Raw genomic sequence first — 24,351 nt, forward strand, 5'->3', positions numbered from 1 at the left:
TGAAAGGGCTGTCGAAGAAAGAATCGCGCATTCGCGTCTTGTATGCGCCATAGGGTTGTGACGTGAACGCTTCACCAAGAGGGAATATCGATGCTGATCAAATTAACGACGGAGAAAACCGTCACGGAGTTGGCCACCGCCTTGCAGGCTGCCGTGGCAGCTAATCACTTTGGCGTCATGCAGGTTCATGACCTAAAGGAAACCATGGCGAAGAAAGGCATCGCGTTTGCGCATGAATGCCTGATCTTCGAGGTCTGCCAACCGCAACAGGCGAAGGCCGTGCTTGACCAGGACATGAGCGTCTCCACCGCCTTGCCTTGCCGGATCTCCCTCTATGAGGAGGGCGGTCAAACGTTTCTGGCGACATTGAAGCCAACGACGCTGCTGGGCCTGTTCAATATTCCGCGGTTGGCGGGGATCGCGGAGGAAGTCGAGCGCACGATTATCAAAATCATGAACGAGGCGGCATCAGGCTAAGGGTGCACCGTCAGTTCAACGAGGAAAAAACCATGACGACTTCACGAGAAAGGCTATTACAGGAACTCAACAAGGACATGGAATGGGAGTATGCGTCGGCCATCCAGTATATACAGCACGCGGCCACCATCACGGGCGCCAGGTTCGACTCGATCCAGAAGGAGCTGCTCATCCATGCCCAGGAGGAGATGCAGCACGCCGTGATGCTCAGCGACCAGATCGCCTTTCTCGGCGGGGTTCCGTCCCTTGAAGTGGAAAAACGCGAAACCTCATTCAGCAGCGTGGACATGCTTCAGCAGGATCTGGCGGGCGAGGACCAGGCCATTAGCCGTTACCGGGAGCGCATCGCCCAAGCCGAGGAACTCAAGGAATATGGTCTGCGGCGCGTGCTGGAGGATATCCTGATTCAGGAAGAAGAGCACAAACGTGACCTCGACACCGTGCTCTCCGACACATGAGGCGTTCGGTTCGGCAAAGGCCGATGCACGGCTGACTCGCCATGGAATCCTTGACGGTCCATCGCGGGCCGCGTGACCTAAACTGGAAGTTGAAATGGATAAACATTAGGCAATTTCCGGGAATTAAGTTTCCTCCGACTTTGAATGGCGGAAAGTTTTTTAGAGGCGAATTAAGTGTCGCCCCTGCATGAGTATTTCCTTGATGGGAGGCGCGGATGCTTGAAAACATGCGGGTTCACTGCCCTTACTGCGGTGAAGACTTCGATACCGTCGTGGACTGTTCCGCGGGCAGTCAGCACTACATTGAGGACTGCTCCGTCTGCTGTCATCCCATTGAATTTCAGGCCGAGGTGGACGGCGACGGCAACCTGATCACCCTGACGACACACCGCGAGGATGACTGAAGATCAGTCGCGCCGGGTCATCTTTGAGACATCCTCAAGCCGCTTCCTGGGGCGAGAAAAAACGGAATTGATTACGCCCGGCTATTTTGGCGCTATACATCGCCTGATCGGCTTTTTTGATCATGTCTTCAGGCGTGCTGGCATCCCGCGGAGACAGCGCGATCCCGATGCTGGCGGAAATCCGAACACTGTGATCGAGAATAGAAAACGGGCTTGCCAACGCCGTCAGGATTTTGCCGGCCACCAGTTCGATCGACTGGATGTCGATCCAGTCCTCCAAAATAATACAGAACTCGTCACCGGCGAAGCGCGCCACAGGATCGGACTCGCGAACACACAAGCGCAGGCGATCCGCGACGATCTGTAATAACCGATCCCCCGTCTCGTGACCAAATCGATCATTCGCCTCTTTGAACGAATCGAGGTCGATAAACAACAGAGCGGTGCGTGACCCGATCCGCGCCGCATGCTTCATCTGTTGTTCCAGACGGTCGAGAAACAAGCGTCGATTGGGCAAGTCGGTTAACGGATCATGATTGGCGGCATGCCAGATTCGATCCTCCCGCTGCTTGCGCTCGGTCATGTTGCGAGCCATTCCGACAACGGCTTCGACGCGGCCTTCCTGGTCTATGACGGGCACCAAGAGGTAGTCGAAAAATTGAATCTGTCCGGACGGATTTTGATGATGGATCTCTCCGTGCAATTCTGTTTTGGCGCGGATGACGTGCTCGATTTGGTGCTGAATCTCGATGCCACTGAGCGGATCAATGTCGATAAACTGTTTTCCAACGATCTGGTTCGATGGCCGCGAGAAGAATTCACTCACCGCTTTGTTGACATACGCAAACCGCGTATCGAGCGCGAAGGTAAAGCAGAGATCCGGCAAGGACGACAGGATCGAATCGAACACGCGCGCCTGCTGCTCTTTTTCAAAAGTGTAACTGGTCGCGGATTGACTGATGGACTGATCGATGGCTTCGTTAAATCGAATCATATCCCCGATCTCCGCGTCCGATATCTCTGTATCGAGAAGCGACTTTTGCCACCGTCGTATCACACTGGCACGTAGTGCTCGATATTCAGCGACCGCCGCATTCAGGCTGAACCCTAACGCCAATCGTTCCTTGCCGTGCGTAATGGACGCATGGCCTTTCGCGTCCAGCAAGTCATGACGACCCTTCGACTTTTGCTTTTCCGCCCATTCTGTCTGCGGCTCGGTGAGATCGACGGCAATCGCTTTGAGTATGTCTTTTACATGATCGCGTAACGCGATTTTATCCATCCGTTGATTTGGTTCAAGCAAGGATGCGGCGAACGTCTCCCATTCTTGAAGAATGGCTTCGAGATCGTAGAGGATGAACTCGGATAGACGCATCGCTATGTTTCTCGTGGTGTCGGGAATGTCCCGTGGCGCTCAACGCCACGGGACACGATGGGCCGGAGTTATGAGCTAGGCCGGCTGGAGCGGTTGCACCAATGCTTAGGCGTCGCGCTGACGGCCGCCGAGGATCGCCATCAGACTGGCGAGGAAGGCGCCGGACAGCAGCGCGATGAACAGCCAGATGGTGGCGGTGGCCGCCGTCTTGCGGGCCTGTTCCGCCAAGGCGCGTTCATTCACATCCAATTCCCCGAGCCGGCTCTGGAGTTGACCAAAGGTATCCGCCACGCGGATCTGGGCGTCGTCCTGGCTTAGGCCCGTCTGCTCGGCCACCGTCGCCCCGAGATAGCGGATATCCGCCGCTGGCAAGCTACCCTGGTGCAGGCCGTTGTTGAAGACGCGAGCAATTTCCGCGCTTGCCGCGGCACTCGGTGCCGAGCGCGGTACGTCCGTGGTGTCGGTCCGATAGAGCGTATCGATGTAATAGCTCAGCCGGTCGCCCGTGCCCCCGCCGTTCGCACGGATCGCCGTCACTTCGGCCCCTGGCATGGATTCGGCATACGCCGCGTCCGCCTGGATCCCGTTACTGACGACAGACCCGATCATGGTGGTCAGGAGAGTGGCGGTGACCAGTGCCGACACGGACCAGGCGAGAAAGCCGTGGGCGGTGTCGCGGAACCAGACCTCGTCGCGCGGCACGCCCAACCAGCGGGTGCGAAAGCGCCCGGCAAGATAGCCGCCCATGCCCGAGGCGACGATCGTGCTGAAGACCAGCCAGGCGATGGCGGAGACACCGACGGTGCCGGTCGTGATATCCGCGTTCCGCCATAGCGGGATGGAGGACAGGCCAAGGCCCGCCCCCAGGATCATCAGGATCATCCACAGCGAGGCGGCCGTGGCCGCGCCCGCGAAGACGGCGCCCCAGGCGACGGCACTGAGATTGGATTGGTCCTGGTCCACGCACACATCGGCGATGAGCGGGGCGTCTGGGATTTCGTTAGCGGGAATCGGAAAGGTATAAGACATGATGTTCAACCGGTGAGTGGTGGGAAGTGGCACCATGCGCCCATGGCGGTGATCGTTCGGTACGCTAACCAACAGAGGCCCGTGAACTTGTTCATTGCGCGGCCTGGCCAGGCGGTGTGTTCTCGCCGACGGCGGTCAGACAGCGCTTCGGTCAAGGGCCGGGCTTCACGCCTCCAGATTCTTCGCGGCGAAATCCCAGTTGATCAAGTGGTCCAGCACGGCGGTCGCGTAGTCGACGCGCCGGTTCTCGTGATCCAGATAGTAGGCGTGCTCCCAAACATCCAGGGTGAGCAAGGGCTGCTGGCCGTGGGCGATGGGTGTGTCCGCGTTGACGGTTTTGGTAACGACGAGCCGATCGCCGTCTTTCGCCAGCCAAACCCAGCCGCTGCCGAACTGGCTCGTCGCGGCCTTGGCTAATTCGCCCTTGCACGCCTCGAAACTGCCGAAGGATTGTTCGATCAACGCCGCCAGCGCCCCGCTGGGCTTGGCGCCGCCCGCAACGCCTCGACCGTGGTGCGCTCGGAGCCATCCGCCACCAGGAGGCCGATCACCCGCCCGGCGAGGCTGTCCTTCATCTTGCCGATGATTCGTAACGCGGGCGAAGGCGGAAGATCCTGCACGGCCGCGCCGCCATCGGGGCATTCGGGAGCGACTCCAACCCCAGTCCGTCAGCCACCCGGCGGGCCAGGTCTTCATCGATGTGGCGCAAGTGGCCGACCATCGCCCGCGGCACATGCGCGTGCTCGACCTTCGACAGCTCGAAGACCAGCGCCGAGGCGATTTGGGCCTGCTCATGGACGGTCTGGCTGCGGTAGAACTGGCGCGCCTAGCTGTAGTGGTCGGCGAAGCTTTCCGCACGGATGCGGCCCTTGTCGCCGTTCTCGGGCAGCGCGGCGGTGTGAAAGCCGACGTTCGGTGCTTCGCGCGGTGAGTCCGGCTTCAGCGAGCTGGGTTCATAGGCGACCCGCCCTTGCGGCCGGTCCATCTGCATCTGTCCGTCGCGCTGCTGATTGGCAAAGGGGCATTGAGGCGCATTGACCGGAATCTGGTGGAAGTTGGGCGAGCCCAGGCGCGAGAGTTGGGTGGTCGAGGTAGGAGAACAGGCGGCCTTGCAGCAAGGGATCGTTCGAGAAATCGATACCGGGCACGATGTGCGAGGGGCAGAACACCACCTGCTCGGTGTCGGCGAAGAAGTTTTCCGGCCAGCGGTCCAGCACCAGGCGCCCGATCACCTGTAACGGCACCAGTTCCTCCGGGATCAGTTTGGTCGCGTCCAGGTGGTCGAAGGGAAAGCCATCGGCTTCCTCCTGCGTGAACAACTGCACGGCGAATTCCCATTCCGCCGGGCGACCCTGGGTGAGGGATTCGAACAGGTCGCGACGGTGAAAGTCTGGATCGGCCCCGGCGATCTTGACGGCCTCGTCCCAAATCGTCGATTGCAGACCAAGCGCGGGGCGCCAGTGGAACTTCACGAAGGTTGACGCGCCGGCCGCGTTGATCAGGCGGAAGCTGTGGATGCCGAACCCTTCGATCATGCGCAGCGAACGCGGCAGCGTGCGGTCGGACATGATCCACATCACCATGTGCATGGCTTCGAGCGCCCACGGGGTCCGCGCCCGGCGACGCTGGCTCCGACGCATCGCTCGTTGATCCTCGCTTGCTCATGATTCGGACTCCTGGAGGGGTCGAATCGGTGGCGCCATCGCGCCATCGCGCCGTCAGCGAGGCGGCGCGGCGCCTGCCGCGAACGGCACAGGGCCTCATCCAGCCGAGACAGCGCCTGGATGAGGCCATGGCCAACCCGCGTTAGTGACGCGGCACGTCCACGGTGGCTTCCGTTCCGTAATAGGCGTGGATGTTTTTCGCCCACTCCGGGTCGGCCATGTCGGGCCACTGGTCCTTGTCGAATCCTGGGGCGTTTTCCAGGCGCTCCTTTTCCACATTCAGCACGAAGCACTTATGCTCGGTATCGAGCGTCAAGGCACTCCAGGGCACCGCGAAGAGCTTCTCTCCCATCCCGAGAAAACCACCGAAGGACATGACCGCGTAGGAGATCTCTCCGCTGCGCATGTTCAACATGATCTCTTTGATATCTCCAAGCTTTTCGTCGCTTTGGTTATGGACATCATTGCCCACGAGGGTATCGGCCCCCATCAACTCAGGGCCTGGTCCGGCACCGGCTTGCACATGAGATTCGCCCTTGTACATGCCGTATGTATCGCGTTCTGTGTAGTTCATGTTTGTCTCCAAAAAAATCATTTGAATGAATGAGCAGCAGGCACATCGTTGAATGCATCAACACCTGATGGCAACCGCCATCGGATATGCCGATTTAAGTCGCGGTAGCGCGACTTTGATCATGACGGATTACGCTCGGCGCGAGCGTTCCGCGACAATTTACTCTTTACGCGACGCGATTTGGGCTCCAAGCTCCATCATGTCCCGCTTCGACTCTTTCGCCCTTGGAAACATCTCGTTCCGCTCTTCCTTGACATGATGTTTCACAGACTCGGACAGCACCTTGATCTTCGCGTCGAAGGTCTCGCCATCCGGCTCCGGTGTGTCGTCACCTGAGCATGGAACGATTGATTCCATGTCTTAATCATCACCCTAAAGCCAACAACCGGCGCGATCGGTGCGGTACCACGCATAGGCTCTAGTTATTTTTGAAGCCTGGTGCGGCTACGACGGATACCCTGGTGCGCTGGAGCGATCTGGCGCAACGCACGGACTGAAACAGGATTGATTCGTCACCGCTCGAATCTGGATGCACTGCTTGTCACCAGTCCCTGGCTTATGAGTGCTACCGTACAGACGATGATGTGCCAGTTTGAATAGGGTTCGGCGTGTCCGCGATGGATGAGCGAGGGTTTATAACCAAGATCACTGTCGCGGTTGATCCGCCTATGACATCTTCCATCATCGCATCGAGGAACAGAACATGAATCATCTCAACGTGACCGCGATCGCCGCCGCGATCGGCCTGATTTTTAGCGCCGGCACCATCGCGGAGACCCTGTCGAAAGAGGCTTACAAGGCCGCCGAAAGCCGTATCGGGGATGAATACAAATCGGACAAAGCAAACTGCGACTCTCTGACTGGTAACAAGAAGGATATCTGCCGCGCCGAGGCCAAGGGTAAAGAGAAGGTCGCGGAGGCGGAGCTTGAAGCGAAATACGAGCCATCGGCCAAGCACGATTACAAGGTGCTCGTTGCCAAGGCCGAAGCCGACTACGCGATCGCCGAGGAAAAGTGCGATGAACTGTCCGGCAATGACGAAGATGTTTGCGTGAAGGAAGCCAAGGCGGTTGAGACTCGCCTGAAGGCCGATGCCGAGGCTCGGATGACGATATCGGATGCCAAGACAGAGGCGGACGAGACATCCTCGGTCGCCGGCGTGATGGAGCGAGACGCGGAAAGGGAAGCGAGCCAGAAAGCGCTCACGCAAACACGCGATGCAAATTACGCGGTGGCAAAGGAAAAGTGCGAGACCCTGGAAGGCGGCGATCAGGCGCGCTGTAAGGACGAGGCTAAAAAGCAATACAGCAAATAGCAAACGACGCAGGATGGGATGGGTCGAACAAGCCCATCTCCATCATCGACAACAGGGAGTATGAGCGGAACGTGCCGAGGCTACTTCCGACGTCCGCCCAACCACCGCTCGACCCTGGACACCAGATGGACTGCCTAAGGCTTGGCCCCTTAACGGGTCGCCTCGAGACGGTCAGGCTCGTGGCCTAAGGTTTCCCATCGCTGGATCGCAACGCTAACACCAGCGCTGAATGCGCTCGGTACGGCAACGCACATAAACCGCGTCCAGGGCAAGAGGCGCGGTCTCCACCGCCGTGCGAGACCGGGCGCATCTTCGTCCCGAGGAAGACGACCGGTGGCAACCGATGCCGCGCGCTGACGGCTGCGGGAATTTCTTACCGCTTCCGTGCGATGGCGTACCGATGCACGGCACCGCCTCGTGCCATCGTTCCTTGAACTCAATCCGCTGGAGACTCCTCATGGACCTTCTTCCGGTCACGGCCACTGACGCTGACGAATTCGGGTGTGGACGCACCTTGCCCGACGTCTCCCACGAACACCGGCAAGCTCACGCCAGTGCCGTGTCGTGGGGCGCCATCGTGGCGGGCGCCACGGCGATGGCGGCCCTGTCCCTGATTCTGTTGATCCTGGGAACTGGTTTGGGTCTGTCCGCCGTGTCGCCCTGGGTACGCACCGGGATCAGTGCGACGACCTTTGGTGTCTCGACCATCCTGTGGGTGACCTTCACGCAACTGGTGGCGTCCGCCATGGGTGGCTACCTCACGGGCCGGCTGAGAACGCGATGGGTGGGGGCGCGGGCGGACGAGGTCTATTTCCGTGACACCGCGCACGGCTTCCTGGCCTGGGCCGTCGCGTCGCTGGCGACCGCCGCGCTGCTGACGTCCGTGATCGGGTCGATCATCGGTAATGGCCATCAGGCTGGGGGCGTCGTCGCCACGGCGGCGATCGGGTCCGAGCGGGCGACCTTCGGCCGCGATGCTGGAGCGATGGGCTACGGCGTCGATTCACTCTTCGGAGCGGATCCGAATGCGACGGGGTCCGTCGCCGCTGTACCTGGCGCCCCGTTGGCCGATGCCACGGCGGCCACCAGGGACGCCGCCGACCGCGCGCGCAAGGCGTCCGCTTCCGCGTCTCTGTGGCTCTTCATCGCGCTGCTCAGCGGCGCCTTCATCGCCAGCTTGACGGCGATTTTCGGCGGTCGACAGCGCGACCTCTGACCACGGCTCCAGCCATTCCACTTGTGGAGACAACCATGCGTTCACTTCTGCTGTTCTTTCTCGGCATTCCGATTCCGATCATCATTTTGATTGCGTTGTTCGTGAAATAAGTCCAGCGCGAGGCGCACATGAGCGCTCCGGCGCGCGTGCGGCGGTTCCTGAACCGCTTCATGTTCGTGCCGGTGCTGCCGCGCTCGATCGAAACGCCGGTGCTCGTGTTCCGCGTGGGACATGACGCGCCGGAACACTGGCCCTATGAGGCCGCCGTGGGCCTCGTCGCAGCGGTCCTAGTGGCGGCGTTGGGCATATTGATTCACTTCAATTGCCGTGCGGAGGAATTGGAGCCGGAAGCGATGGCGCTGGCCAAGCAGGAAGATGAGACGCGGGAGTAGGCCGCGCACCGACCTGATCCCGGCGGTCAAAATCTTGCCGCTGTGTTCGCCAGCGTACCGACCTGCCTCGGTGAACTGTTTAGGCTGTTTAAGTACCGAGTCCGCCAAACCAAGCCGTCACGGACTCACCCGCCACCTTGAGGAGAAGACCATGAGCCTAAGTAGCATTCTGTTTATCGTGCTGATCCTGATGCTGATCGGCGCCATTCCGGCTTGGCCGCACAGCAAGAACTGGGGCTACTACCCCAGTGGTGGTATCGGGCTGGTGGTGCTCATCCTCTTTGTGCTGCTGTTGCTCGGACGGCTGTGACCGGTTTTCGCTCCCAGGCGGTCTTCCGTCTGGCGCTTATGCTGGCACCCAGGATTCGAATTCCCATTCCGAACCCGGAGAGGCGTTCGATTCATTCGATTGTCCCGGCTCGGCGTCCATCCTGACGACGAGCCCCATTCTCTATCGAGGAACAAGCCGATGACGAAACACGCCTTAGCCCCGGCCGGGATCGCACCCTTCGACACGCTCGCGCCGGAGACGGCCGAGCGCGTGCGCGTCTGGGATCCACTGGTGCGCTATTTCCATTGGGCACTCGTCGCCGGATTTGCGACCGCCTACCTGGTCGATGACGCATTCCTCGGCCTCCACGTCTGGGCCGGTTATCTGGTTCTGGCCCTGATCGCCGTGCGTCTGGTCTGGGGTGTCATCGGCACCCGGCATGCGCGGTTTACCGACTTCGTGCGCGGACCACACCAAGTCCTGGCCTATCTGAAGGATGCCTTGCACTTCCGCGCCCAGCGTTACCTGGGTCACAACCCGGCCGCGGGCGCCATGGTCGTCATCCTACTGTTGGCGGTGACGGCCACCGGATTGAGCGGCCTGGCGCTCTATGGCGCACAGGAATCCGCGGGGCCTTGGGCATCCATGATGAGCGGGCTGTCGGCGTCATGGGGGGACGCACTGAAGCACGGTCACGAATTTTTCGCGAACCTTACCCTCGTCCTGATTGCCGTGCATGTGGCTGGTGTGTTGTTGTCCAGCCTGTCGCATCAAGAGAACCTGATTGGCGGCATGATCACCGGATTCAAACGAAAAGCCGATTAAATGGAATACGGCGGCAGGATTTTCGCGTGCCGGGTGGACCAGGCCGGCGAGCGGCTTATTCGAGCTTCTCATCCTCCCGCTTGGCCTGGGCCATCGCTTCCGGCTCCAATTCCTCAGCACGGCAATTGAAGCGAATGAACACACCCCAGGCCGCCAGCAGAACCCCCGCGACGAGCCCCACGGCGGCTGCGTAGGGCAACTGCTCCGGCGCGTCATGTCCCACCCGGAACACGAGCACCAGGGTTTCGATCGAGAGCGACACGACCAGCACGACCATGAAGCGGGACAGGAACCGCCGCACGCGCGTCGGGGCGCTCATATGGGCTTCGCGCTGGACTTCTTCCTCCAGGAGGGTTTGCCCCAATTCCAGGGCGGCCACGGCGACGGTCAGAAAGGCAATGCTCTCCAGTACCTCATTCAGGCGCTGGATGAGCGACAGGTCTCGATCCAACTGCAGGCTGTGCCAGAGTTGCAGGGTCGCGAGGACGATGAGGATGAAGGCACAGATGACGAACAGCAGGCTGATGATGAAATGCCCGAGCGGGAAGATCTTGTGCCAGAATTTCATCACATCCGCGTCCTCGGTGATTCGCCTCGCGGCGAGGAATCCAATCGTTTCCGGCCGGGCTCGTGCCGAGGCTAACCCCGACGCCGGCCCAGCCACCGCTCGACCCTGGGCACCAGCGAGAGAATCAGCAAGGCGAGCAGGGTACAGAGGATGGCCGATGACTCGCGTCCCAGCCCAGCGGCGACGCCGATCGCGGCGGTCAGCCAGATGCCGGCGGCCGTGGTCAAACCACGCACATGCTCCTCATCGCCGCCCTTGATGATCGTTCCCGCCCCCAGAAAGCCAACTCCTGCGATCACACCCTGGATCACGCGGCTCAGCTCTACTTCCGAGACCCCGGCCTGGTGCGGAATGAGCACGAACAGGGCCGCGCCGATGGCGACCAGCATGTGCGTGCGCACCCCCGCCGACTTGCCCTGCTGCTCCCGTTCGTAGCCGAGCAGCCCCCCGAGCAGCGCCGCGATCAGGAGCCGCACGCTGATTCGGGCCGCCTCGGCGGCGTTCGGAAGATCGGAGAAATCCGCCACCAGGGTATCGATCACCGCCTGCCACCAGTCGCCCATGAACCCTCCTCATCCGCTTCGCCAAGACGCGCGACTCAACCACACGCGCTTCAACCCTGGCGACTCTCACCCATCCGCTCGCAATAGCGCTGGAGATCCTCCGGCACGTCGGCGGGACAGACGCCGCATTCCCGGTTGCCCGGCACCGCATGGTCGATGAAGGTCGGATAGGCCAGATCCAGCGCGCTCATGAGCACGACGAAGTCCGCGAGCGAGCGGTCGCCACCGAGGCGCGGGTTGCGCATCTTCTCCTGCCCGATGCTCGACACCCGTCGCCCCTCGTAGTCATGGGCCGGATACACGAGCGTCTCATCGGGCAGCGAGAACAAGGTTTCGCGCACGCTTTGATAGAGCGCGGGCGCATCGCCATTCTGGAAATCGGTGCGGCCACAGCCGTCGATCAGGAGCGCATCGCCGGTCAAGACGCGGTCGCCGACGCGATAGGCATGATGGCCGTCGGTGTGTCCGGGGGTAAAGAGCGGGTCGATCCGGATGCCGCCGACCATTAACGGTGCGCCCTCCCGTACTGGCTCGTCGGTGCAGGGCAGGGCGTCGATGGCGGGATGCGCGATCCGGCTCCCGGACTCGCGCTTGAGCGTCAGCGCCGCCGTGATGTGATCGGCGTGGATGTGGGTGTCGAGCGTGCAGACCAGCTTCAGCCCAAGCTCGGCGATGGCCGTGAGGTCGCGTTGCCAGGTGGGCAGCACCGGATCGATCAGGATCGCCTGACCGGTCTCCTCGCAGCCGAGCAGATAGGTGTAGGTGCTGGAAATCGGCTCGAACAGTTGTTTGAACAGCATGTCAGGCTCCAGTGAGTGTCGTTGTCCTGGCCGCCGGCGAGATCGGGACTCACTCAGTCATCCGTTGTCAGCCGCTCACGCGGACAGGCAGCCCTCAGGTCCATGCCTCGGCTTTACGCTTTCAGCGCAGATTAAAGAAAACATCCGGGGTTTTCCGTACGGTATCGCACAAAGAAAAATGAATCGGCTTATGTGCGATGCCGCACCGAGCGCGCTCGATCGCGAGGCGTAATCTGTGGCTTGGGCGATGGGAAACATCATTCCACGCTCAGGTCACACCCAATTCACCGATCAGGAGCATCTCAATGAACAAAGAACAAGTCAAAGGCCGCTACGAAGAAGCGAAAGGCAAGGTAAAGGAAGTCGTCGGCAATGCGGTCGGCAATGAATCGCTGGAGATCAAAGGCAAGATCCAAAAGAACGCCGGTAAGGTTCAGGCGGGCGTTGGCGATCTTAAGGAAGATGTCAAGGACGGAAGCTGATCCATCGATTCGCGGATCCGCGTTGACAGGTCTTGGGCAGGCTGGCTCGCCGCGTGGCGGGTTCTTGCCCAGGCCCACCGATGGAGAGCGCCGGGGTCATCTTGATGCGTTGAGGCAATGGTCCCTCACCTCGGGCGCGGGTTGGCGATTCCAAGGGTTCGGACTATGTCCTCTTGGAATGGCCTTTGATCGAACGCTTGAATGACTTCAACGGGAGTGCCGTCATGACTATTTCACTGGGCACCGTGCTACTCGTCGTTCTCATCCTGCTGCTGTTGGGCGTGATTCCCACCTGGTCGCATAGTCGGAGTTGGGGGTATGCGCCGAGCGGCGTGATCGGGACGATCCTGATCATCGTGTTAGTCCTTTTACTGCTTGGTCGATTGTAAGCGCAAATGACGCATTTGGCGGTCCGTGGCCAAATCTTTTCACTATTCAACACGAAGAGTCGCCCATGAAAATGAAAACAGCTCCTATGCCATTGAGTTCGTCGAAGAGTCTGTTCCTGATTGCCTTCCTGTCGGCCGCCGTCGGGCTCGTCGGCTGTCAGCAAGAAGGAACGGCTGAAGAAGCCGGGAAAAAAATGGATCAAACGGCTGAAAAAGCCGGCGACAGGATGGACGCGGCGAAGGAGTCGCTGAGCGAGAAGGCCGAAAGCACGGGGAATTACATGGACGACGCGGGGATCACCGCTAAGATCAAGGCGGACATCCTGCGCGACTCGTCACTGAAAGTCTTTCAGATTCACGTCACCACCACCAAGGGTGTCGTGACGTTGAGTGGCACCCTGGATTCTCAGCTGATGATCGATCGCGCGGTGGACTTGGCCCGCGGCACCCAGAACGTGACCTCGGTCGAGAACAACCTGATCCTCAAGTTAGCGGATTAGCGACCTCAGCGCGCTCTACCGGAATCTCCGCGGGAACGCGGAGAGCGTCTCGACCGGGCAGGGACGCCCATCGGCCCGGATGTCAACCGAGCCACCATCCCAGACACCATCAAGGAAGTTTCATCATGAATCAGCATCGCATTCGTACCGGACTTATGGGCATCACCGCCGCAACCGGCCTGCTCCTCGGCGCATCGCTCGTGGGAGCCGACACGGCGTCCGCCCGATCCGACGAGGGCTGGCGTCCGGATCCCGGTCAGCGCGCCGAGACATACAGCCAGCGGATGGCCAAGGATCTCGATCTGACCGAGGCGCAGCAAACGGAGATTCGCAAGATCATGGCGGCCGAACAAGCCCAACGCGATTTGCAGCGCATCGAGACCCGCAAACAGGTCAGTGCCGTACTGACTGACGCGCAACGGGCCAAACGCGAGGACATGATACAGACGCGCATGGAACGCGATCTGGACCGGATGACCGACCGACTCGATCTCACCGACGACCAGGTCACCCAGATCAAGGCCCTGTTCGACGAACAGCAGGCGAATCCGGAACTGACCCGGACGCAGCTGCGCGAGCGCATCGCGGCGGTTTTGACCGATGAACAGCGCGCGCACATCAATGACCGGAAGCGTTCCGGCGGCGACCGCTAAAGGTCGCGGCCGACGCGGTTTCGTCGCTTTCCGGGCGTTCCGCGTCGGCCGCGGGGTGGACCGCCTAGCCTGGCTCAATCCTTCCAGGGGCCATGGCCGGGGATGTCGATCCGCCGCTCGCTGTAGTCGCCATCCGTGGCCCCGCGGTGACAGGCATTACACTGGCTGAGGCTGCCGACCTCGGGGTTGTCCTTCACCAGACGCGCCGGAATCTTGTCATGTTCGCGCTTGAAGTTGGTGGTTTCCGTGATGCGCGGCCGTGCGCCGCCAGTGTTCGCGCCGCTGGAGTCTCCGCGCTGAGGATTGCCCTGCAGGGCCAGATCGGCGGAGTTGGCGCCGAGGAAGGTGATGATCTCGGTACGCAGGTCGTCCGTCAGGGAGGCGTCGTCGCCATAGTGATTCGCGAGCGCGGCGGGCGTCATGATCTCCGCCCAGGCGCGCGGTGGCAGCAGCCCCGGTTGGTAAGCCATGTGACAGGCGCCGCACTCCGTGTTGTAGGTGGCATTGACGACGGATGCGAGCGGAGCGCGGGACTCCATCCAGCCGCTTTCCTCGCGACCGCCCTCGCGGCCTTCATCGTCATCATCGTCGTCATCGCCGAAAGCCAGGCCGACGGTGCCCAGCGAGAGCAGGCCGATGGCCAGCAGGATAAGAATGGGTTTGGAAGGCTTCATCGATCAGGTCTCCGGATTACTGCGTCTTGATGTAGGCAAGAAAATCGGCCTTTTCGGTCGCGGTGCATTCGCGCCCGAGGGTCCAGCCGCAGTTGCGCAGCAGCCATTTCTCGATCTTCGCCTGACGTTGTTTCATAAGTCTTCTCTCCGTTTGTTTCCGGTGGTCATGGCCCCGATCAGGTTTTCCCGATGCGATAGGCTGGAAAAGAGCACGCCGGCCAGGTGAGCCATCACCAGCGCGAGCGTGAGGTTGGCGAAAAAGCTATGCACATCCTCAAGCCGGTGCGCCGTGGCGTCGGACACCTGTGTGGCCAGGTCGGCGAGAGGTCCGGCGAACTCCTGCGCGCCGTAGAGCATCAGCCCGCTGACGCCGGTCGTCGTGACCGACAGCAAGACGGCGATCACCATGGCGCCGCCCGCCGGGTTGTGGCCCAGATAGCGCGGGGCGCGCAGGGTCACGGCCACCTTGGCGAGTGAGATTAGCGGCGCGCCCCTGACGGAACCCTGCCCGGGGATGTCAGCGATTTGTCAGCTTGGTGCCGGTCCGGTCGGTCCGCCTGGCGTTGGTCGCCCCTGATCCTGGCCCCGCTCGGGACGGCCCTCCCGCTCAAGGGGTGCCGGAAGGGAAGCCTCGCTGCTGGACATCACCCCAGGCTTTCCCGCTGGGCCGGGTCGAGGCGCCGGCCGCGTGGTGTCCCAGGGCGCGGAGGCTGAGCGTTTGCTGACAAACCCGTCCAGGGCTCTGTCAGCCGCCGCGCCTTAAGCTCTCCCCATGCCGCGATGCTTGGCGGCGAAGACCCTTACTTGCCGCAGCGACAGGAGCATCCAGTGATGAACAGCCAGGCCATGCAGGTCCGTGATCCACGCCGTCTCCCTTCCAATAGCCGGGCGCGGCCAATCCTCGGCAGGGCCTGGTCTGGCCAGGTGCGGCGGATGAACATCCCGAAAAGCGACCGCACTGTGGTCGTGGAGCGGAGGGCGGTCGAGCCGGTCCTCTCGATCGAGGACGCGATTCGCCGTTACGTCGAGGCGCAGCCAGCGCAGCTCTATCGCGGGGGTCTGTGACAGGCGGCGACGGCTCGACACAGGTTCACTCTCGGGATGGAGTGGGGCGGTGATAGGATTCGCCCCATCCTGGTCAAGTATGGAAATCACCAATGTCTGATTGTGTCTGCGGTTCTGGCCGCGAATTCGATGCCTGTTGCGGGCCAATCCTGGCCGGTCAGCCGGCGCCCACGGCGGAAGCCTTGATGCGCTCGCGCTACGCGGCCTATGTGGTCGGGAATCTGGACCACCTGGAGCGCACGGCCACGCCCGAGGCGCGGCAAGCCTTCAACCGGCTCGATGCCGAGCGCGTCGTTGATGAGACGACCTGGCTGGGATTGGAGGTGCGCCGGGTCGTCGGCGGCACGGTCGAGGATCAGACCGGCCAGGTGGAATTCGTGTTTCGCACCCGTCAGCAGGGCAAGACCCTGGCGCAGCATGAGCTGTCGGAATTTCGCCGCGACGGCGGGATCTGGCTCTATCAAGGCAGCGAGATCAATCCGAAAGTGCCACCCGCGCGGGTCTCCAAGGTCGGCAGAAACGACCTTTGCGCCTGCGGGTCCGGCAAGAAATACAAGAAGTGCTGCGGGGCCTGATCGGTGGGGGAGGGACGCGTGGCGAACAAGAGTGCGACGGAGCCGCGCTTCGCCTGCACCGCCTGTGGCAAGTGCTGTTTCGGATGGCTGCCGCTGACGCTTGAAGAGGCATTCGCGCAGGCCGGGCGCTTTCCCCTGGCGATGGTGTGGACGCCGGTCCCTCGCAGCAGCCGTGCGTTCGACTTGACGGCGCCATTTGGAACGACCATTCATCTGCCCAACCGCCAGCAGGTCGCGGTCTTGATCGCGCCGACCGCCTATCTGCCGCCGTCCTTCCCCTGTCCGGCATTGTCGGAGGAGGGCTTGTGCGCCATTCAGGCGGATAAGCCGCTGCGGTGTCGCACCATGCCTTTTTATCCCTACCGGCGGGAAGAGGATCAGGCGGACATGCTCGTGCCGCGCAAGGGATGGGCCTGCGACGTTTCGGAGCAGGCGCCCGTGGTCTATCGGCAGCGGCGCATCGTCGATCGTGCCGACTTCGATGGCGAGCGTGCCGCCTTGCTCGCGCAGGCCCCCGTGCTGCGCGCCTACGCGGAGACCCTGCTCAAACTCTATCCCGCCGTGATGGCGCAGGTGCTCGCGGCGACGCGCAGCCCCGCCAAGGGGGCCTTCGTCACCGGGTTCGCGTCATTCTTGCGCCATGGCCGACAGGACGACGCGATCGGCTTCGCCAAGCAACAACACCCCGTTCTCATCGATTTCGAGGCACGGACGACGGGCACGCCCAAGTGGGCGGAGTATGGCGCCTTCTATCGGCAATCGGCGGCGGATCTGGCGTGGTTCGCGCGACAGGTTTGATGTGACTCGGTCGGATCCGAACGGCCGCCGTCGTCCTCGCTCGGCTGGGATCAGTCCTCCCAGCGGCCCGCACCCGGTATGCCGACCGCGAAGAACTGCGCGCGTTGCCCATCCGCCTGCTCGGCGGCCCTGGCGGTCAGATAGGTCGTGATCGTGATGAGGGTTTCGGCCGGCAGCGATGCCTCGTCGCCGTAGTGATCGGCGAGCGCGGCGGGGTCCATGATCCGCGCCCAGGCCAGCGCCGGCAGCCGCCCCGGCTGATAGGCCATGTGGCAGGAGCCGCACTCCTCGGCGTGGTCGGATGGGTGACCGTGGCGACATCGGGGAGTGCTTATGCTCGCCGTTTGCCCGCGCGCTGGAGAGAGTCTAACGACCGGTCGCTGACCGAAGGCTGGCGGAGTTTGTCAGCGTTTGGTCAGCCGGGGATCAGGCAGAATAGGCCCATGACAATAGGTAACCTGATCGATCTGTCGCGGACCGGCATACTGGCTTGGACCCTGGCTCTAGCGCCCAGCCTGGCCGGCGCGGACGGCGGCTTCGGTCACTGGCGCGCCGAGCACGACCACGACCGCGCGCGCCAGGCCCGCGCCAGTGGAGAGATTCTGCCCATCGCGGAGATCCTGCGACGGGTCGCGGTCCAGGTGCCTGGGGAGGTCATCGAGGTGGAACTGGAGCGCGACGAGGGTCCGGACAAGCCGATCTGGATCTACGAGCTTGAGATCCTCGCCCCGGATGGTCGCCTCCTTGAGGTCGAGGTGGACGCCACGCAGGGACGCCTCTTGAAGGAGGACGACTGATGCGCATCCTGCTGGTGGAAGACGACGACCGGGTGGCCGAGGCGGTCACCGCCGCCGTCTCGGCGGCCGGCTTCGTGGTCGATCGCGTGGGCGACGGCGAGGAGGCCTGGTTCCGTGGCGACACCGAGAGCTATGCCGCCGCCGTCCTCGATCTGGGACTGCCGGGCATGGACGGACTCTCGGTGCTGCGCAAGTGGCGTGCCGCCGGTCAGCGTCTGCCGGTGCTCATCCTGACCGCGCGCGGGGACTGGACCGAGCGGGTCGAGGGCATCGATGCCGGTGCCGACGATTATCTGCCCAAGCCCTTCCGCATGGAGGAGCTGCTCGCGCGCCTGCGGGCGCTGACCCGTCGCGCCGCCGGTCAGGCCACGGCCGTCATCACGATCGGCGGGCTCATGCTCGATACCCGACGCATGGCGGTCAACCTGGATGGCACGCCGATCCATTTCTCGCCCCAAGAGTACCGACTGGTCAGTTATTTGATGCAGCATGCCGGACGAGTCATCTCCCAGCTTGAGCTGACCGAGCAACTCTATGCCCAGGACTTCGAGCGCGACTCTAATTCGGTGGAGGTCCTGGTCGGGCGGGTGCGTCGCAAACTGGGGACGGACCTGATCCAGACCCGGCGCGGTTTCGGCTATCTGATCGAATCCGATGACCCCGAGTCCTAGGTGCTCCGCGCCATGACGCGCCGCTCACTGCGGGTGCGGCTGTGGGTTGGCGCGGCGGCCTCCATCGGCGTGGCCATGCTGGTCGCCGGACTGGGCCTGGTCGCCCTCTTCGAGCGCCATGTCGAGCGGCGGATCGGCGAGGAACTGGAGTCCCTGCTCAACCAGCTCGCCGCCGCCATCGAGGTCGCCCCCGACGGGGCCATCAGCCTCGCGCGCGAACCGCTCGACCCCGACTTCAGCCGACCGCTCAGTGGGCTCTACTGGCAGATCGACAGCGCCGATCGACCCGGCGCGCTGCGCTCGCGCTCGCTGTGGGACGAGGTTCTCGCCCTCCCGGACGATCCGCTCGCCCCCGGCCGCGTCCACGCCCACCTGCTGCCTGGCCCCGACGGACACTGGCTGCTGGTGCGCGAGCGGCGGGTCAGGATCACCGCGCGCGGCGCGCCGGTCGAGTTGCGGCTGGCCCTGGCGCGCGACCGCGCCGAGCTGATCGCCGCGCGCGAGGCCTTCGCCGCGGACATGCGGCCCTATCTGGGGCTGATCGTGCTGGTTCTGGTGCTGGCGACCCTGGTCCAGATCCAGACCGGACTTTCGCCGCTGGAGGCGGTGCGGCGCGGGCTCGGGGCCATCCGATCGGGCGAGGCGCCCCGGCTGGCCGAGGACTACCCCGACGAGGTCATGCCGCTGGTCAAGGAGCTCAACGCGCTGCTCGACGCCCGCGCCCAGGCGGTCGAGCGCGCCCGCGCCTGGACCGCCGACCTGGCCCACGGACTCAAAACCCCGCTGAGCGCCCTAGTCGCCGATGCCGAGCGGCTGCGTCATCAGGGGCATCCGGCGCTGGCGGAGGATCTGGAGCAACTCGCCGAGGCCATGCGCCGCCGTGTCGATCGCGAACTGGTGCGCGCCCGCGTGCGCTCCGGAAGCGCGCCCCACACCGCGCGCGCTGACGTCACGGCGGCCTTGCGTGGGCTGCTGCGTACCCTGCAACGCACCCCGGACGGCGCCCGGATCGACTGGCGCGTCACGGTACCGACAGAGGTGAGCGTGGCGCTCATGCCGGGTGACCTGATGGAGCTGCTCGGCAACCTGTTGGAGAACGCCGCCAAGTGGGCGCGCGGGCGGGTCGAGGTGCGGGTCGAGCCGGGCGCCGGACGGGTCGAGCTCCAGATCGCCGACGATGGGCCTGGGGTGCCGGCCGAGCAGTGGCCACGGCTCGGAGAGCGCGGTCTGCGCCTGGACCAGCGCAAGGAGGGCAGTGGGTTGGGATTGGCGATCGTGCGCGATGTGATCGAGGCTTACGGAGGCGAACTGCTGTTCGCTCCGGCCCCGGCGGGTGGTTTGCTGGTGCGGTTGTGGTTGCCGGGGGTTGGCTGAAGCCGGACGGGTGTTCGGTTGGCCCTGAACGGAAGACCGCGACCCAGATGTCGGCCTCCAAGATCGCGAATATTCGACACATGTGATGCGATTGCCCGGCCCTCCCCGAGGGGGCCGTCAACCGCCCCGGTCAGCACACCAAATTGATGCGTTAGCTTGAGGATCATTAGCGATGGCCGCCGCAATCTCATAGGAGATTACCTGTTTCGAATTCTGGATTTGGGAAAAGAGCAGAGGTGACCCGATCAGGCTCCGCCGCGATAGAGTTGGGCTGGCTGTTCCTCGACGAAGCGGCGAATCGCTTCCTCGATGCAGAGGAAGGGCTCTACCGCCTGTCTTACGCTGGTTTCGGCGCGGGCGGGCCAACGCCCCGTCACCCGCTTGGCCGCGCTAATCGGGACGCGGAAAACGCGGGGTGTCCATCTGGACGTGACCGGGAGGACGTTCTGGATGGTGCGCGCTTGAATCGCATAGGTCGGCATGTGTCGGTGCTCCAGTGGCGTCGTGGGAAGTGGCCTGGCCGCGTTCTGATCGCGACCTTGGGCACAGCTTAACGGAGCGCCACTGACCGAACCCTAGACTGACTTGTCAGCGAATCATCAGCTAACCCCAGCCCCAGCGATCGACCTCCGCGCCTTGTGAGCCAGCCGCCGTCTCGCCGTGCCCGGTGAGTCGATCCGCCGGGCGAGTTGGTCATCGGCGACCGGCGCCGCGAAGAGGCTGAAGACGGTCGCGGCCATGGCGAGCGGCACCGTGAGCATGACCGGACCTCGACCGAGGTGCACGAAAGCCAGCTTCGCGGGTGTCTTGTCGGGCTCCTTGGGAATGGGCGTCGGCGATCCAGAGGGATAAACAGGACAGGAAAAGGACTTCGAGCGGCCGCGGGTGTGAACAATCCAAGGGCGAACCCGAGAGACAGGACATCAGCCCCAGACGGGGCAGACTTAAGGTGGGCATCGCTTGAGCGATCACGACGCTTCGTGATCGTGTGGCGCGCACCACCGAGATGACCCTGACCAATGGCTGTAGAGCCTTGTCAGCGATCGGTCAGCCCGGATCCGGACATACTCGTCCGCATGAACATCCTGCCCATCCGTTTTCAGCCTCTCGCCTTTGTCCTCTCGGGGTTACTGACCGGCTCCTCGGCCAACGCGGCCCCCCAGCACGACGCGGAACACGACCACGATCGCGCGCGTCAGGCCTTGAGTCGCGGCGAGGTGCGCCCGATCACCGAGATCCTGACCCAGGTGGCGACCGAGGTGCCGGGCGAGGTGGTCGAGGTGGAGTTCGAGCGTTCGCGACGCCATGGCGCCGAGGCGTGGATCTACGAACTCAAGATCATGGCCGAGGACGGCCGTCTGCTGGAGGTCCAGGTGGACGCCGCCACGAGCCGTGTCCTGGTGGCGGAGGAGAAGGACTGAGGCGCGACGGCGCCGCCCATTCACTGGCCCGCCCTGTACTTGGGAGCTGGATGCCCAGAACCCGCGTCGGCCACCCTCGCCAGGTCCGGGCGGTCAATGGCGGCCGGCCTCTCGCCGTTCATGGCGGCTTCGCCGACGAGGCCCCGCTGTGGCGGGGGCATGAGACCGCGAACCGGCTGGAATACCGACTCTACGAGCCGATCCCGGACGCCCGACGGATCGTCGTCCCGACCGAACCGGCTGGGCATGAGGATTGAATTCAGGCTGAGAACCGCCTGGCCCGGCGGCGCACCGAGGGTGCGCCGTTGGGAGCCGCCTCAGCCGTGGGGCGCCTTCAGATGCGGGTCGACGGGTGGGATCACGCTCATGTTCGGCGTTCCCGGCAGACGCGGCATAGTCATCTCGGGAAATTCACCGGTCAATCCGTTCAGGAAAGCGACGATGTCCGCCACCTGCGCGTCCGTCACGTCCTGGTTCAACTGAGTCTTGGCCATGACGCGCACCGCCTCGTCCAGGGTCGGGACGCGGCCGTGATTGAAGTATGGGGCGGTCAGGGCGATGTTGCGCAGGGTCGGGACGCGCCACAGATGCTTGTCCTGCTCGGCCTTGGTCACCTCGTAGCGCCCATTGTCTTTCAGCAGCTCGTATTTGGCGTCGTAGATGCTGCCGGGATAGGTGGGAAACTTCATGAAGAAGCCGGTCCCCATGGGCAAGGTTGGCCCGCTGAAGTTGGCTCCGGAGTGACAGGAGGTGCAGCCCAGCTCGGAAAACGTGTTCATCCCCCGAACCTGCTGTTCGTTCAGGGCCGAGGTATCCCCGTTCACGTAGCGGTCGTACGACGAGTTGGGGGTGATGAGGGTGCGTTCGAAGGCCGCGACCGCTTTGGCGGCATTGTCCTCCGACAGCGGATCCTGCTCATCTGGGAAGGCGGCGGCGAACATCGGCTGGTAACCCGTGATCATCTTCAGCCGCCCCATGGCCGTCTCCAGGTCGCCCATCCCCATCTCGATCGGATTGACGACCGGACCCTTGGCCTGGTCTTCCAGCGTGGCGGCACGCCCATCCCAGAACTGGACCGAGTAGAAGGCGGCGTTCCACACGGTGGGAGAACTGCGTCCCCCGCGCGCATCGTGCATGCCGATCGAGTTGGGGCGGTTGTCGTCTCCTCCGGACATGACGTTGTGACAGGAGTTGCACGAGAGGGTGCCGTGCTCGGAGAAACGCGGATCGAAGAAGAGCGTCTTGCCGAGCAGGATCTTCGCCTCGTTCTGCGGATTGTCGGCCGGGATCGGTGGCGTCTCCGGCAGCGCCTCCCAGGTCGCCGCGAACGCCGGGGCCGATGAGAGCAGGGCACATTGCAAGAGCACAAGATTGTTCAGACGCACGATGGATCTCCTTTACATCGAAATGAGCGGACACGGTAATCGATCACGGGCGTTGTGTATCGGAAGGCCGTCCGTCACCGCCACCGAGGCCACGACAGCCACAGGGGATCGACCACGCACACCGCCCCCATGGGTGACCGAAGCTTACTCGTCTTTGTTCGGCACGTTGTGGGAATCCGTTTGGCTTGGGGTGGCCTCGTCAAAGGCCGGTCGCGGTCTTTCAGGCGCGTTGACCCTCATCAAGGTCGGCACGGTCGTTTGATCGAGAACCGCTGCTGTCATCTGGACCGTTTCAAAATCCTCGGATCCGCCGGCAACACGGACTTCACGACGACGTGAGCGTCGTCATCCTCGAGTCTGTCGAATGACAGGCAGAAGTTAGAGCAAATCGTTCAAAATGACGCCGATGCCAATCGAACTCTGCTTCCAGTTGTAGTCGATCAGACTGTCTCCGTAGCCGGTGAAGGCTTGGACATATCCGCGCAGTGGGCCGAGGATCGGACGGGTGGTCCAGGTGAATTGGGCGGCGCCCTTGTCGGTCTGCGGATTGCCACGCCCCATGAGCGTGAAACTGTTTCCGCGCCATTTATAGACGGCGGTGATGTCGCCGTGGCCGTAATAATCGAGGATGTCCGGATTGTCGTCCTCGTCGACGTCTTCCTCGATGCGATACCAGGGCCGCACCAACAGGGCGAAGTTGCCCCGCTCGATTCCGATTTCCGCGATGAGACGATTCCAGCTTCGCGAGGTGGGATCGGAACGGCCGTTGGACTGGTGATTGAGGCCGACATTCAACAGGTTCCAATTGAACCCGCCCAACGAGAGACCGGGCCGATAACTCACCATCAGCTCCGGCATGTAATTGGTTTCGCGGAACGGACGCGAGAGTTCTCCGTTATAGATCTGCCACTGACTCTGCTGGGTGTAGGCCCCCCAGATCCCCCACCGGCGATCGTCGGTGGCCCAGAGTCGCGCCTTGAAGCTGATCTGAAAACGCGCCTCCGTTGGATCGAGATCCTGGCGCGGAACCTCGGAAGGATCGATCAGGGGCGAGGATGGCTGCTCGTTGACCTTGTTGGTATAGCGCCCGAACTGAAGGTAGTTGGGGCGGTACAGATTGATCGTGTAACGGGGGGAGGCGGGATCGAAGCCCCAGGCCGTGTCGATCAAGGACGCGGGGGCGGCGACCGCCGACGGGTCGGATGGCTCGGGCGCCGGCGGCCGAGGCAGCAATGATAGGCGCGCCGGCGCCGGTTTCGCGGCGACGTCCACTCCGCTCGCGCGGTCGTAACAGGCGAGTCGCGCCTCATCGTCCTCAATGACCTTGCAGTCGGCGTTACCCGACGGCGCCGCGTGCGCACCGACGCTCGAACCGATCAAGAGCGTGGCGGCTATCAATGGGGACTGGATCCAGTGCTCTCGATGTACTTGATTGATCATCCGTCGTTGTTCTCCGTTGGCGAGCGAGCCCCAAGGTGGGCGTCAAGAACCACGCCCTCCGCCGGTGAGACGATGGCAAGGATCACAAGGCGCTGGCCTCTGAATCCGCGAAAGGCATCCCAATCGAGCAGGATGATGAAATTTTGTTCAAGTTACGCTCGCCATCAGGTCGGTGTCTGTTCGCTAACGCACGGAG

General features: G+C 62.9%; 38 protein-coding genes and 1 pseudogene. 20 read left to right on the top strand and 19 right to left on the bottom strand.

The window, feature by feature from the left end:
• Positions 1 to 90: 90 nt before the first annotated feature.
• The 3 genes from CKO27_RS05050 to CKO27_RS05060 all read left to right on the top strand — a co-directional run bounded on the left by CKO27_RS05050 (position 91) and on the right by CKO27_RS05060 (position 1,339).
• Positions 91 to 477, top strand: coding sequence for a DUF302 domain-containing protein (locus CKO27_RS05050; RefSeq protein ID WP_200373785.1), 387 nt, complete (start codon positions 91 to 93; stop codon positions 475 to 477).
• Positions 478 to 509: 32 nt separating this feature from the next.
• Complete coding sequence (locus tag CKO27_RS05055; protein WP_200373786.1) at positions 510 to 935, top strand: ferritin-like domain-containing protein; 426 nt, start codon at positions 510 to 512, stop codon at positions 933 to 935.
• 215 nt (positions 936 to 1,150) lie between these two features.
• On the top strand, positions 1,151 to 1,339 hold the full coding sequence (locus CKO27_RS05060; protein WP_200373787.1) for a CPXCG motif-containing cysteine-rich protein: 189 nt from the start codon (positions 1,151 to 1,153) through the stop codon (positions 1,337 to 1,339).
• A 34-nt stretch (positions 1,340 to 1,373) separates the two neighbouring features.
• Here CKO27_RS05060 and CKO27_RS05065 read toward each other — a convergent pair whose 3' ends face one another.
• From CKO27_RS05065 to CKO27_RS05090, 8 genes and pseudogenes are all read right to left on the bottom strand, one after another.
• Positions 1,374 to 2,714, bottom strand: coding sequence for a diguanylate cyclase domain-containing protein (locus tag CKO27_RS05065; protein WP_200373788.1), 1,341 nt, complete (start codon positions 2,712 to 2,714; stop codon positions 1,374 to 1,376).
• Positions 2,715 to 2,819: 105 nt separating this feature from the next.
• A complete protein-coding gene (locus CKO27_RS05070; RefSeq protein ID WP_200373789.1) occupies positions 2,820 to 3,743 on the bottom strand; it encodes a hypothetical protein in 924 nt (307 codons plus the stop codon).
• Positions 3,744 to 3,908: 165 nt separating this feature from the next.
• Complete coding sequence (locus tag CKO27_RS05075) at positions 3,909 to 4,205, bottom strand: superoxide dismutase (RefSeq protein ID WP_200373790.1); 297 nt, start codon at positions 4,203 to 4,205, stop codon at positions 3,909 to 3,911.
• Between the two features lie 109 nt (positions 4,206 to 4,314).
• Positions 4,315 to 4,557, bottom strand: a pseudogene (locus tag CKO27_RS25250) (catalase-related domain-containing protein); the annotation flags it as partial.
• Between the two features lie 12 nt (positions 4,558 to 4,569).
• Complete coding sequence (locus CKO27_RS24900; RefSeq protein ID WP_420825814.1) at positions 4,570 to 4,812, bottom strand: catalase; 243 nt, start codon at positions 4,810 to 4,812, stop codon at positions 4,570 to 4,572.
• On the bottom strand, positions 4,697 to 5,383 hold the full coding sequence (locus tag CKO27_RS24905; protein WP_276570127.1) for a catalase: 687 nt from the start codon (positions 5,381 to 5,383) through the stop codon (positions 4,697 to 4,699). Before CKO27_RS24905 ends, CKO27_RS24900 begins: the two co-directional genes overlap by 116 nt.
• A 166-nt stretch (positions 5,384 to 5,549) precedes the next feature.
• Complete coding sequence (locus CKO27_RS05085) at positions 5,550 to 5,981, bottom strand: PRC-barrel domain-containing protein (RefSeq protein ID WP_200373791.1); 432 nt, start codon at positions 5,979 to 5,981, stop codon at positions 5,550 to 5,552.
• 159 nt (positions 5,982 to 6,140) lie between these two features.
• Positions 6,141 to 6,338: a hypothetical protein gene (locus tag CKO27_RS05090; protein ID WP_200373792.1), complete on the bottom strand. Its 198-nt coding sequence runs from the start codon at positions 6,336 to 6,338 to the stop codon at positions 6,141 to 6,143.
• Between the two features lie 346 nt (positions 6,339 to 6,684).
• On the opposite strand from CKO27_RS05090, the gene CKO27_RS05095 reads away from it, so the two are divergent.
• The 5 genes from CKO27_RS05095 (at position 6,685) to CKO27_RS05115 (ending at position 10,000) form a co-directional block, all read left to right on the top strand.
• The gene (locus tag CKO27_RS05095; RefSeq protein WP_200373793.1) at positions 6,685 to 7,296 is read left to right on the top strand and encodes a hypothetical protein; all 612 of its coding nucleotides are present in this window, start codon (positions 6,685 to 6,687) and stop codon (positions 7,294 to 7,296) included.
• A gap of 457 nt (positions 7,297 to 7,753) precedes the next feature.
• Positions 7,754 to 8,512, top strand: a complete 759-nt coding sequence (locus CKO27_RS05100; RefSeq protein WP_200373794.1) for a hypothetical protein — start codon at positions 7,754 to 7,756, stop codon at positions 8,510 to 8,512.
• Between the two features lie 128 nt (positions 8,513 to 8,640).
• Positions 8,641 to 8,904, top strand: a complete 264-nt coding sequence (locus tag CKO27_RS05105) for a hypothetical protein (RefSeq protein ID WP_200373795.1) — start codon at positions 8,641 to 8,643, stop codon at positions 8,902 to 8,904.
• Positions 8,905 to 9,055: 151 nt separating this feature from the next.
• Positions 9,056 to 9,214 carry a DUF3309 domain-containing protein gene (locus CKO27_RS05110; RefSeq protein ID WP_200373796.1) on the top strand — a complete coding sequence of 53 codons (159 nt, stop codon included), beginning with the start codon at positions 9,056 to 9,058 and terminating at the stop codon, positions 9,212 to 9,214.
• A 159-nt stretch (positions 9,215 to 9,373) separates the two neighbouring features.
• Positions 9,374 to 10,000, top strand: a complete 627-nt coding sequence (locus tag CKO27_RS05115; protein WP_200373797.1) for a cytochrome b/b6 domain-containing protein — start codon at positions 9,374 to 9,376, stop codon at positions 9,998 to 10,000.
• A 55-nt stretch (positions 10,001 to 10,055) separates the two neighbouring features.
• Here CKO27_RS05115 and CKO27_RS05120 read toward each other — a convergent pair whose 3' ends face one another.
• From CKO27_RS05120 to CKO27_RS05130, 3 genes are all read right to left on the bottom strand, one after another.
• Positions 10,056 to 10,568, bottom strand: coding sequence for a hypothetical protein (locus tag CKO27_RS05120; RefSeq protein WP_200373798.1), 513 nt, complete (start codon positions 10,566 to 10,568; stop codon positions 10,056 to 10,058).
• A 71-nt stretch (positions 10,569 to 10,639) separates the two neighbouring features.
• Positions 10,640 to 11,131 carry an MgtC/SapB family protein gene (locus CKO27_RS05125; RefSeq protein ID WP_200373799.1) on the bottom strand — a complete coding sequence of 164 codons (492 nt, stop codon included), beginning with the start codon at positions 11,129 to 11,131 and terminating at the stop codon, positions 10,640 to 10,642.
• Positions 11,132 to 11,181: 50 nt separating this feature from the next.
• Entirely contained in the window at positions 11,182 to 11,931 is a 750-nt protein-coding gene (locus CKO27_RS05130) for an MBL fold metallo-hydrolase (RefSeq protein ID WP_200373800.1), read from the bottom strand.
• 305 nt (positions 11,932 to 12,236) lie between these two features.
• Here CKO27_RS05130 and CKO27_RS05135 point away from each other — a divergent pair, with 305 nt between their 5' ends.
• The 4 genes from CKO27_RS05135 (at position 12,237) to CKO27_RS05150 (ending at position 13,955) form a co-directional block, all read left to right on the top strand.
• The gene (locus CKO27_RS05135) at positions 12,237 to 12,413 is read left to right on the top strand and encodes a CsbD family protein (RefSeq protein WP_200373801.1); all 177 of its coding nucleotides are present in this window, start codon (positions 12,237 to 12,239) and stop codon (positions 12,411 to 12,413) included.
• A gap of 230 nt (positions 12,414 to 12,643) precedes the next feature.
• A complete protein-coding gene (locus CKO27_RS05140) occupies positions 12,644 to 12,802 on the top strand; it encodes a DUF3309 family protein (protein ID WP_200373841.1) in 159 nt (52 codons plus the stop codon).
• A gap of 65 nt (positions 12,803 to 12,867) precedes the next feature.
• Positions 12,868 to 13,302: a BON domain-containing protein gene (locus CKO27_RS05145; RefSeq protein ID WP_242470740.1), complete on the top strand. Its 435-nt coding sequence runs from the start codon at positions 12,868 to 12,870 to the stop codon at positions 13,300 to 13,302.
• 125 nt (positions 13,303 to 13,427) lie between these two features.
• Complete coding sequence (locus CKO27_RS05150) at positions 13,428 to 13,955, top strand: Spy/CpxP family protein refolding chaperone (protein ID WP_200373802.1); 528 nt, start codon at positions 13,428 to 13,430, stop codon at positions 13,953 to 13,955.
• A 74-nt stretch (positions 13,956 to 14,029) separates the two neighbouring features.
• Here the strand turns inward: CKO27_RS05150 and CKO27_RS05155 are convergent, their stop codons facing one another.
• The 3 genes from CKO27_RS05155 to CKO27_RS05165 are packed head-to-tail and all read right to left on the bottom strand — an operon-like array spanning position 14,030 to position 15,088.
• Complete coding sequence (locus tag CKO27_RS05155; RefSeq protein ID WP_200373803.1) at positions 14,030 to 14,629, bottom strand: cytochrome C; 600 nt, start codon at positions 14,627 to 14,629, stop codon at positions 14,030 to 14,032.
• A gap of 16 nt (positions 14,630 to 14,645) precedes the next feature.
• Entirely contained in the window at positions 14,646 to 14,765 is a 120-nt protein-coding gene (locus tag CKO27_RS24425; protein WP_242470741.1) for a DUF1924 domain-containing protein, read from the bottom strand.
• Positions 14,762 to 15,088 (bottom strand): cytochrome b/b6 domain-containing protein, encoded by a 327-nt coding sequence (locus CKO27_RS05165; RefSeq protein WP_338115892.1) that lies wholly within the window; start codon positions 15,086 to 15,088, stop codon positions 14,762 to 14,764. Before CKO27_RS05165 ends, CKO27_RS24425 begins: the two co-directional genes overlap by 4 nt.
• Positions 15,089 to 15,562: 474 nt before the next feature.
• On the opposite strand from CKO27_RS05165, the gene CKO27_RS24910 reads away from it, so the two are divergent.
• The 3 genes from CKO27_RS24910 to CKO27_RS05180 all read left to right on the top strand — a co-directional run bounded on the left by CKO27_RS24910 (position 15,563) and on the right by CKO27_RS05180 (position 17,067).
• Positions 15,563 to 15,694, top strand: a complete 132-nt coding sequence (locus CKO27_RS24910; protein ID WP_276570128.1) for a hypothetical protein — start codon at positions 15,563 to 15,565, stop codon at positions 15,692 to 15,694.
• A gap of 92 nt (positions 15,695 to 15,786) precedes the next feature.
• On the top strand, positions 15,787 to 16,269 hold the full coding sequence (locus CKO27_RS05175; RefSeq protein ID WP_200373805.1) for a YchJ family metal-binding protein: 483 nt from the start codon (positions 15,787 to 15,789) through the stop codon (positions 16,267 to 16,269).
• 18 nt (positions 16,270 to 16,287) lie between these two features.
• Positions 16,288 to 17,067: a YkgJ family cysteine cluster protein gene (locus CKO27_RS05180; protein ID WP_200373806.1), complete on the top strand. Its 780-nt coding sequence runs from the start codon at positions 16,288 to 16,290 to the stop codon at positions 17,065 to 17,067.
• 50 nt (positions 17,068 to 17,117) lie between these two features.
• Here the strand turns inward: CKO27_RS05180 and CKO27_RS05185 are convergent, their stop codons facing one another.
• Positions 17,118 to 17,336: a hypothetical protein gene (locus CKO27_RS05185; RefSeq protein ID WP_200373807.1), complete on the bottom strand. Its 219-nt coding sequence runs from the start codon at positions 17,334 to 17,336 to the stop codon at positions 17,118 to 17,120.
• A gap of 174 nt (positions 17,337 to 17,510) precedes the next feature.
• Here CKO27_RS05185 and CKO27_RS05190 point away from each other — a divergent pair, with 174 nt between their 5' ends.
• From CKO27_RS05190 to CKO27_RS05200, 3 genes are read left to right on the top strand one after another with little or no spacing between them, the layout of a single operon-like run.
• Positions 17,511 to 17,864, top strand: coding sequence for a PepSY domain-containing protein (locus CKO27_RS05190; RefSeq protein WP_200373808.1), 354 nt, complete (start codon positions 17,511 to 17,513; stop codon positions 17,862 to 17,864).
• Entirely contained in the window at positions 17,864 to 18,535 is a 672-nt protein-coding gene (locus CKO27_RS05195; RefSeq protein ID WP_200373809.1) for a response regulator transcription factor, read from the top strand. Before CKO27_RS05190 ends, CKO27_RS05195 begins: the two co-directional genes overlap by 1 nt.
• Before the next feature lie 12 nt (positions 18,536 to 18,547).
• A complete protein-coding gene (locus tag CKO27_RS05200) occupies positions 18,548 to 19,909 on the top strand; it encodes a sensor histidine kinase (RefSeq protein ID WP_200373810.1) in 1,362 nt (453 codons plus the stop codon).
• Positions 19,910 to 20,154: 245 nt separating this feature from the next.
• On the opposite strand, the gene CKO27_RS05205 is transcribed toward CKO27_RS05200, so the two are convergent.
• Together CKO27_RS05205 and CKO27_RS05210 are read right to left on the bottom strand one after the other, a co-directional pair.
• Complete coding sequence (locus CKO27_RS05205) at positions 20,155 to 20,391, bottom strand: hypothetical protein (RefSeq protein WP_200373811.1); 237 nt, start codon at positions 20,389 to 20,391, stop codon at positions 20,155 to 20,157.
• Between the two features lie 117 nt (positions 20,392 to 20,508).
• Complete coding sequence (locus tag CKO27_RS05210) at positions 20,509 to 20,694, bottom strand: hypothetical protein (RefSeq protein ID WP_200373812.1); 186 nt, start codon at positions 20,692 to 20,694, stop codon at positions 20,509 to 20,511.
• Between the two features lie 291 nt (positions 20,695 to 20,985).
• On the opposite strand from CKO27_RS05210, the gene CKO27_RS05215 reads away from it, so the two are divergent.
• Both CKO27_RS05215 and CKO27_RS05220 read left to right on the top strand, forming a co-directional pair.
• Complete coding sequence (locus CKO27_RS05215; RefSeq protein WP_242470742.1) at positions 20,986 to 21,330, top strand: PepSY domain-containing protein; 345 nt, start codon at positions 20,986 to 20,988, stop codon at positions 21,328 to 21,330.
• 50 nt (positions 21,331 to 21,380) lie between these two features.
• Positions 21,381 to 21,587, top strand: a complete 207-nt coding sequence (locus tag CKO27_RS05220; RefSeq protein WP_200373814.1) for a hypothetical protein — start codon at positions 21,381 to 21,383, stop codon at positions 21,585 to 21,587.
• 60 nt (positions 21,588 to 21,647) lie between these two features.
• On the opposite strand, the gene CKO27_RS05225 is transcribed toward CKO27_RS05220, so the two are convergent.
• Together CKO27_RS05225 and CKO27_RS05230 are read right to left on the bottom strand one after the other, a co-directional pair.
• Positions 21,648 to 22,715 (bottom strand): cytochrome-c peroxidase, encoded by a 1,068-nt coding sequence (locus CKO27_RS05225; RefSeq protein WP_338115895.1) that lies wholly within the window; start codon positions 22,713 to 22,715, stop codon positions 21,648 to 21,650.
• A gap of 378 nt (positions 22,716 to 23,093) precedes the next feature.
• Positions 23,094 to 24,155, bottom strand: a complete 1,062-nt coding sequence (locus CKO27_RS05230) for a phospholipase A (protein WP_200373815.1) — start codon at positions 24,153 to 24,155, stop codon at positions 23,094 to 23,096.
• Positions 24,156 to 24,351: the final 196 nt, after the last annotated feature.

Origin of the sequence: Thiocystis violacea, assembly GCF_016583575.1 — a bacterium.
GTDB classification, from domain to species: domain Bacteria; phylum Pseudomonadota; class Gammaproteobacteria; order Chromatiales; family Chromatiaceae; genus Thiocystis; species Thiocystis violacea.

What these genes read in the sequence shown, in the direction of transcription:
- CKO27_RS05050 (WP_200373785.1), top strand. Translation starts at nt 91, where the DNA reads ATGCTGATCAAATTAACGACGGAGAAAACCGTCACGGAGTTGGCCACC.
- CKO27_RS05055 (WP_200373786.1), top strand. Translation starts at nt 510, where the DNA reads ATGACGACTTCACGAGAAAGGCTATTACAGGAACTCAACAAGGACATG.
- CKO27_RS05060 (WP_200373787.1), top strand. Translation starts at nt 1,151, where the DNA reads ATGCTTGAAAACATGCGGGTTCACTGCCCTTACTGCGGTGAAGACTTC.
- CKO27_RS05065 (WP_200373788.1), bottom strand. Translation starts at nt 2,714, where the DNA reads ATGCGTCTATCCGAGTTCATCCTCTACGATCTCGAAGCCATTCTTCAA.
- CKO27_RS05070 (WP_200373789.1), bottom strand. Translation starts at nt 3,743, where the DNA reads ATGTCTTATACCTTTCCGATTCCCGCTAACGAAATCCCAGACGCCCCG.
- CKO27_RS24905 (WP_276570127.1), bottom strand. Translation starts at nt 5,383, where the DNA reads ATGCGTCGGAGCCAGCGTCGCCGGGCGCGGACCCCGTGGGCGCTCGAA.
- CKO27_RS05085 (WP_200373791.1), bottom strand. Translation starts at nt 5,981, where the DNA reads ATGAACTACACAGAACGCGATACATACGGCATGTACAAGGGCGAATCT.
- CKO27_RS05090 (WP_200373792.1), bottom strand. Translation starts at nt 6,338, where the DNA reads ATGGAATCAATCGTTCCATGCTCAGGTGACGACACACCGGAGCCGGAT.
- CKO27_RS05095 (WP_200373793.1), top strand. Translation starts at nt 6,685, where the DNA reads ATGAATCATCTCAACGTGACCGCGATCGCCGCCGCGATCGGCCTGATT.
- CKO27_RS05100 (WP_200373794.1), top strand. Translation starts at nt 7,754, where the DNA reads ATGGACCTTCTTCCGGTCACGGCCACTGACGCTGACGAATTCGGGTGT.
- CKO27_RS05105 (WP_200373795.1), top strand. Translation starts at nt 8,641, where the DNA reads ATGAGCGCTCCGGCGCGCGTGCGGCGGTTCCTGAACCGCTTCATGTTC.
- CKO27_RS05110 (WP_200373796.1), top strand. Translation starts at nt 9,056, where the DNA reads ATGAGCCTAAGTAGCATTCTGTTTATCGTGCTGATCCTGATGCTGATC.
- CKO27_RS05115 (WP_200373797.1), top strand. Translation starts at nt 9,374, where the DNA reads ATGACGAAACACGCCTTAGCCCCGGCCGGGATCGCACCCTTCGACACG.
- CKO27_RS05120 (WP_200373798.1), bottom strand. Translation starts at nt 10,568, where the DNA reads ATGAAATTCTGGCACAAGATCTTCCCGCTCGGGCATTTCATCATCAGC.
- CKO27_RS05125 (WP_200373799.1), bottom strand. Translation starts at nt 11,131, where the DNA reads ATGGGCGACTGGTGGCAGGCGGTGATCGATACCCTGGTGGCGGATTTC.
- CKO27_RS05130 (WP_200373800.1), bottom strand. Translation starts at nt 11,931, where the DNA reads ATGCTGTTCAAACAACTGTTCGAGCCGATTTCCAGCACCTACACCTAT.
- CKO27_RS05135 (WP_200373801.1), top strand. Translation starts at nt 12,237, where the DNA reads ATGAACAAAGAACAAGTCAAAGGCCGCTACGAAGAAGCGAAAGGCAAG.
- CKO27_RS05145 (WP_242470740.1), top strand. Translation starts at nt 12,868, where the DNA reads ATGAAAATGAAAACAGCTCCTATGCCATTGAGTTCGTCGAAGAGTCTG.
- CKO27_RS05150 (WP_200373802.1), top strand. Translation starts at nt 13,428, where the DNA reads ATGAATCAGCATCGCATTCGTACCGGACTTATGGGCATCACCGCCGCA.
- CKO27_RS05155 (WP_200373803.1), bottom strand. Translation starts at nt 14,629, where the DNA reads ATGAAGCCTTCCAAACCCATTCTTATCCTGCTGGCCATCGGCCTGCTC.
- CKO27_RS24425 (WP_242470741.1), bottom strand. Translation starts at nt 14,765, where the DNA reads ATGAAACAACGTCAGGCGAAGATCGAGAAATGGCTGCTGCGCAACTGC.
- CKO27_RS24910 (WP_276570128.1), top strand. Translation starts at nt 15,563, where the DNA reads ATGAACATCCCGAAAAGCGACCGCACTGTGGTCGTGGAGCGGAGGGCG.
- CKO27_RS05175 (WP_200373805.1), top strand. Translation starts at nt 15,787, where the DNA reads ATGTCTGATTGTGTCTGCGGTTCTGGCCGCGAATTCGATGCCTGTTGC.
- CKO27_RS05185 (WP_200373807.1), bottom strand. Translation starts at nt 17,336, where the DNA reads ATGGCCTATCAGCCGGGGCGGCTGCCGGCGCTGGCCTGGGCGCGGATC.
- CKO27_RS05190 (WP_200373808.1), top strand. Translation starts at nt 17,511, where the DNA reads ATGACAATAGGTAACCTGATCGATCTGTCGCGGACCGGCATACTGGCT.
- CKO27_RS05195 (WP_200373809.1), top strand. Translation starts at nt 17,864, where the DNA reads ATGCGCATCCTGCTGGTGGAAGACGACGACCGGGTGGCCGAGGCGGTC.
- CKO27_RS05200 (WP_200373810.1), top strand. Translation starts at nt 18,548, where the DNA reads ATGACGCGCCGCTCACTGCGGGTGCGGCTGTGGGTTGGCGCGGCGGCC.
- CKO27_RS05205 (WP_200373811.1), bottom strand. Translation starts at nt 20,391, where the DNA reads ATGCCGACCTATGCGATTCAAGCGCGCACCATCCAGAACGTCCTCCCG.
- CKO27_RS05215 (WP_242470742.1), top strand. Translation starts at nt 20,986, where the DNA reads ATGAACATCCTGCCCATCCGTTTTCAGCCTCTCGCCTTTGTCCTCTCG.
- CKO27_RS05220 (WP_200373814.1), top strand. Translation starts at nt 21,381, where the DNA reads ATGCCCAGAACCCGCGTCGGCCACCCTCGCCAGGTCCGGGCGGTCAAT.
- CKO27_RS05230 (WP_200373815.1), bottom strand. Translation starts at nt 24,155, where the DNA reads ATGATCAATCAAGTACATCGAGAGCACTGGATCCAGTCCCCATTGATA.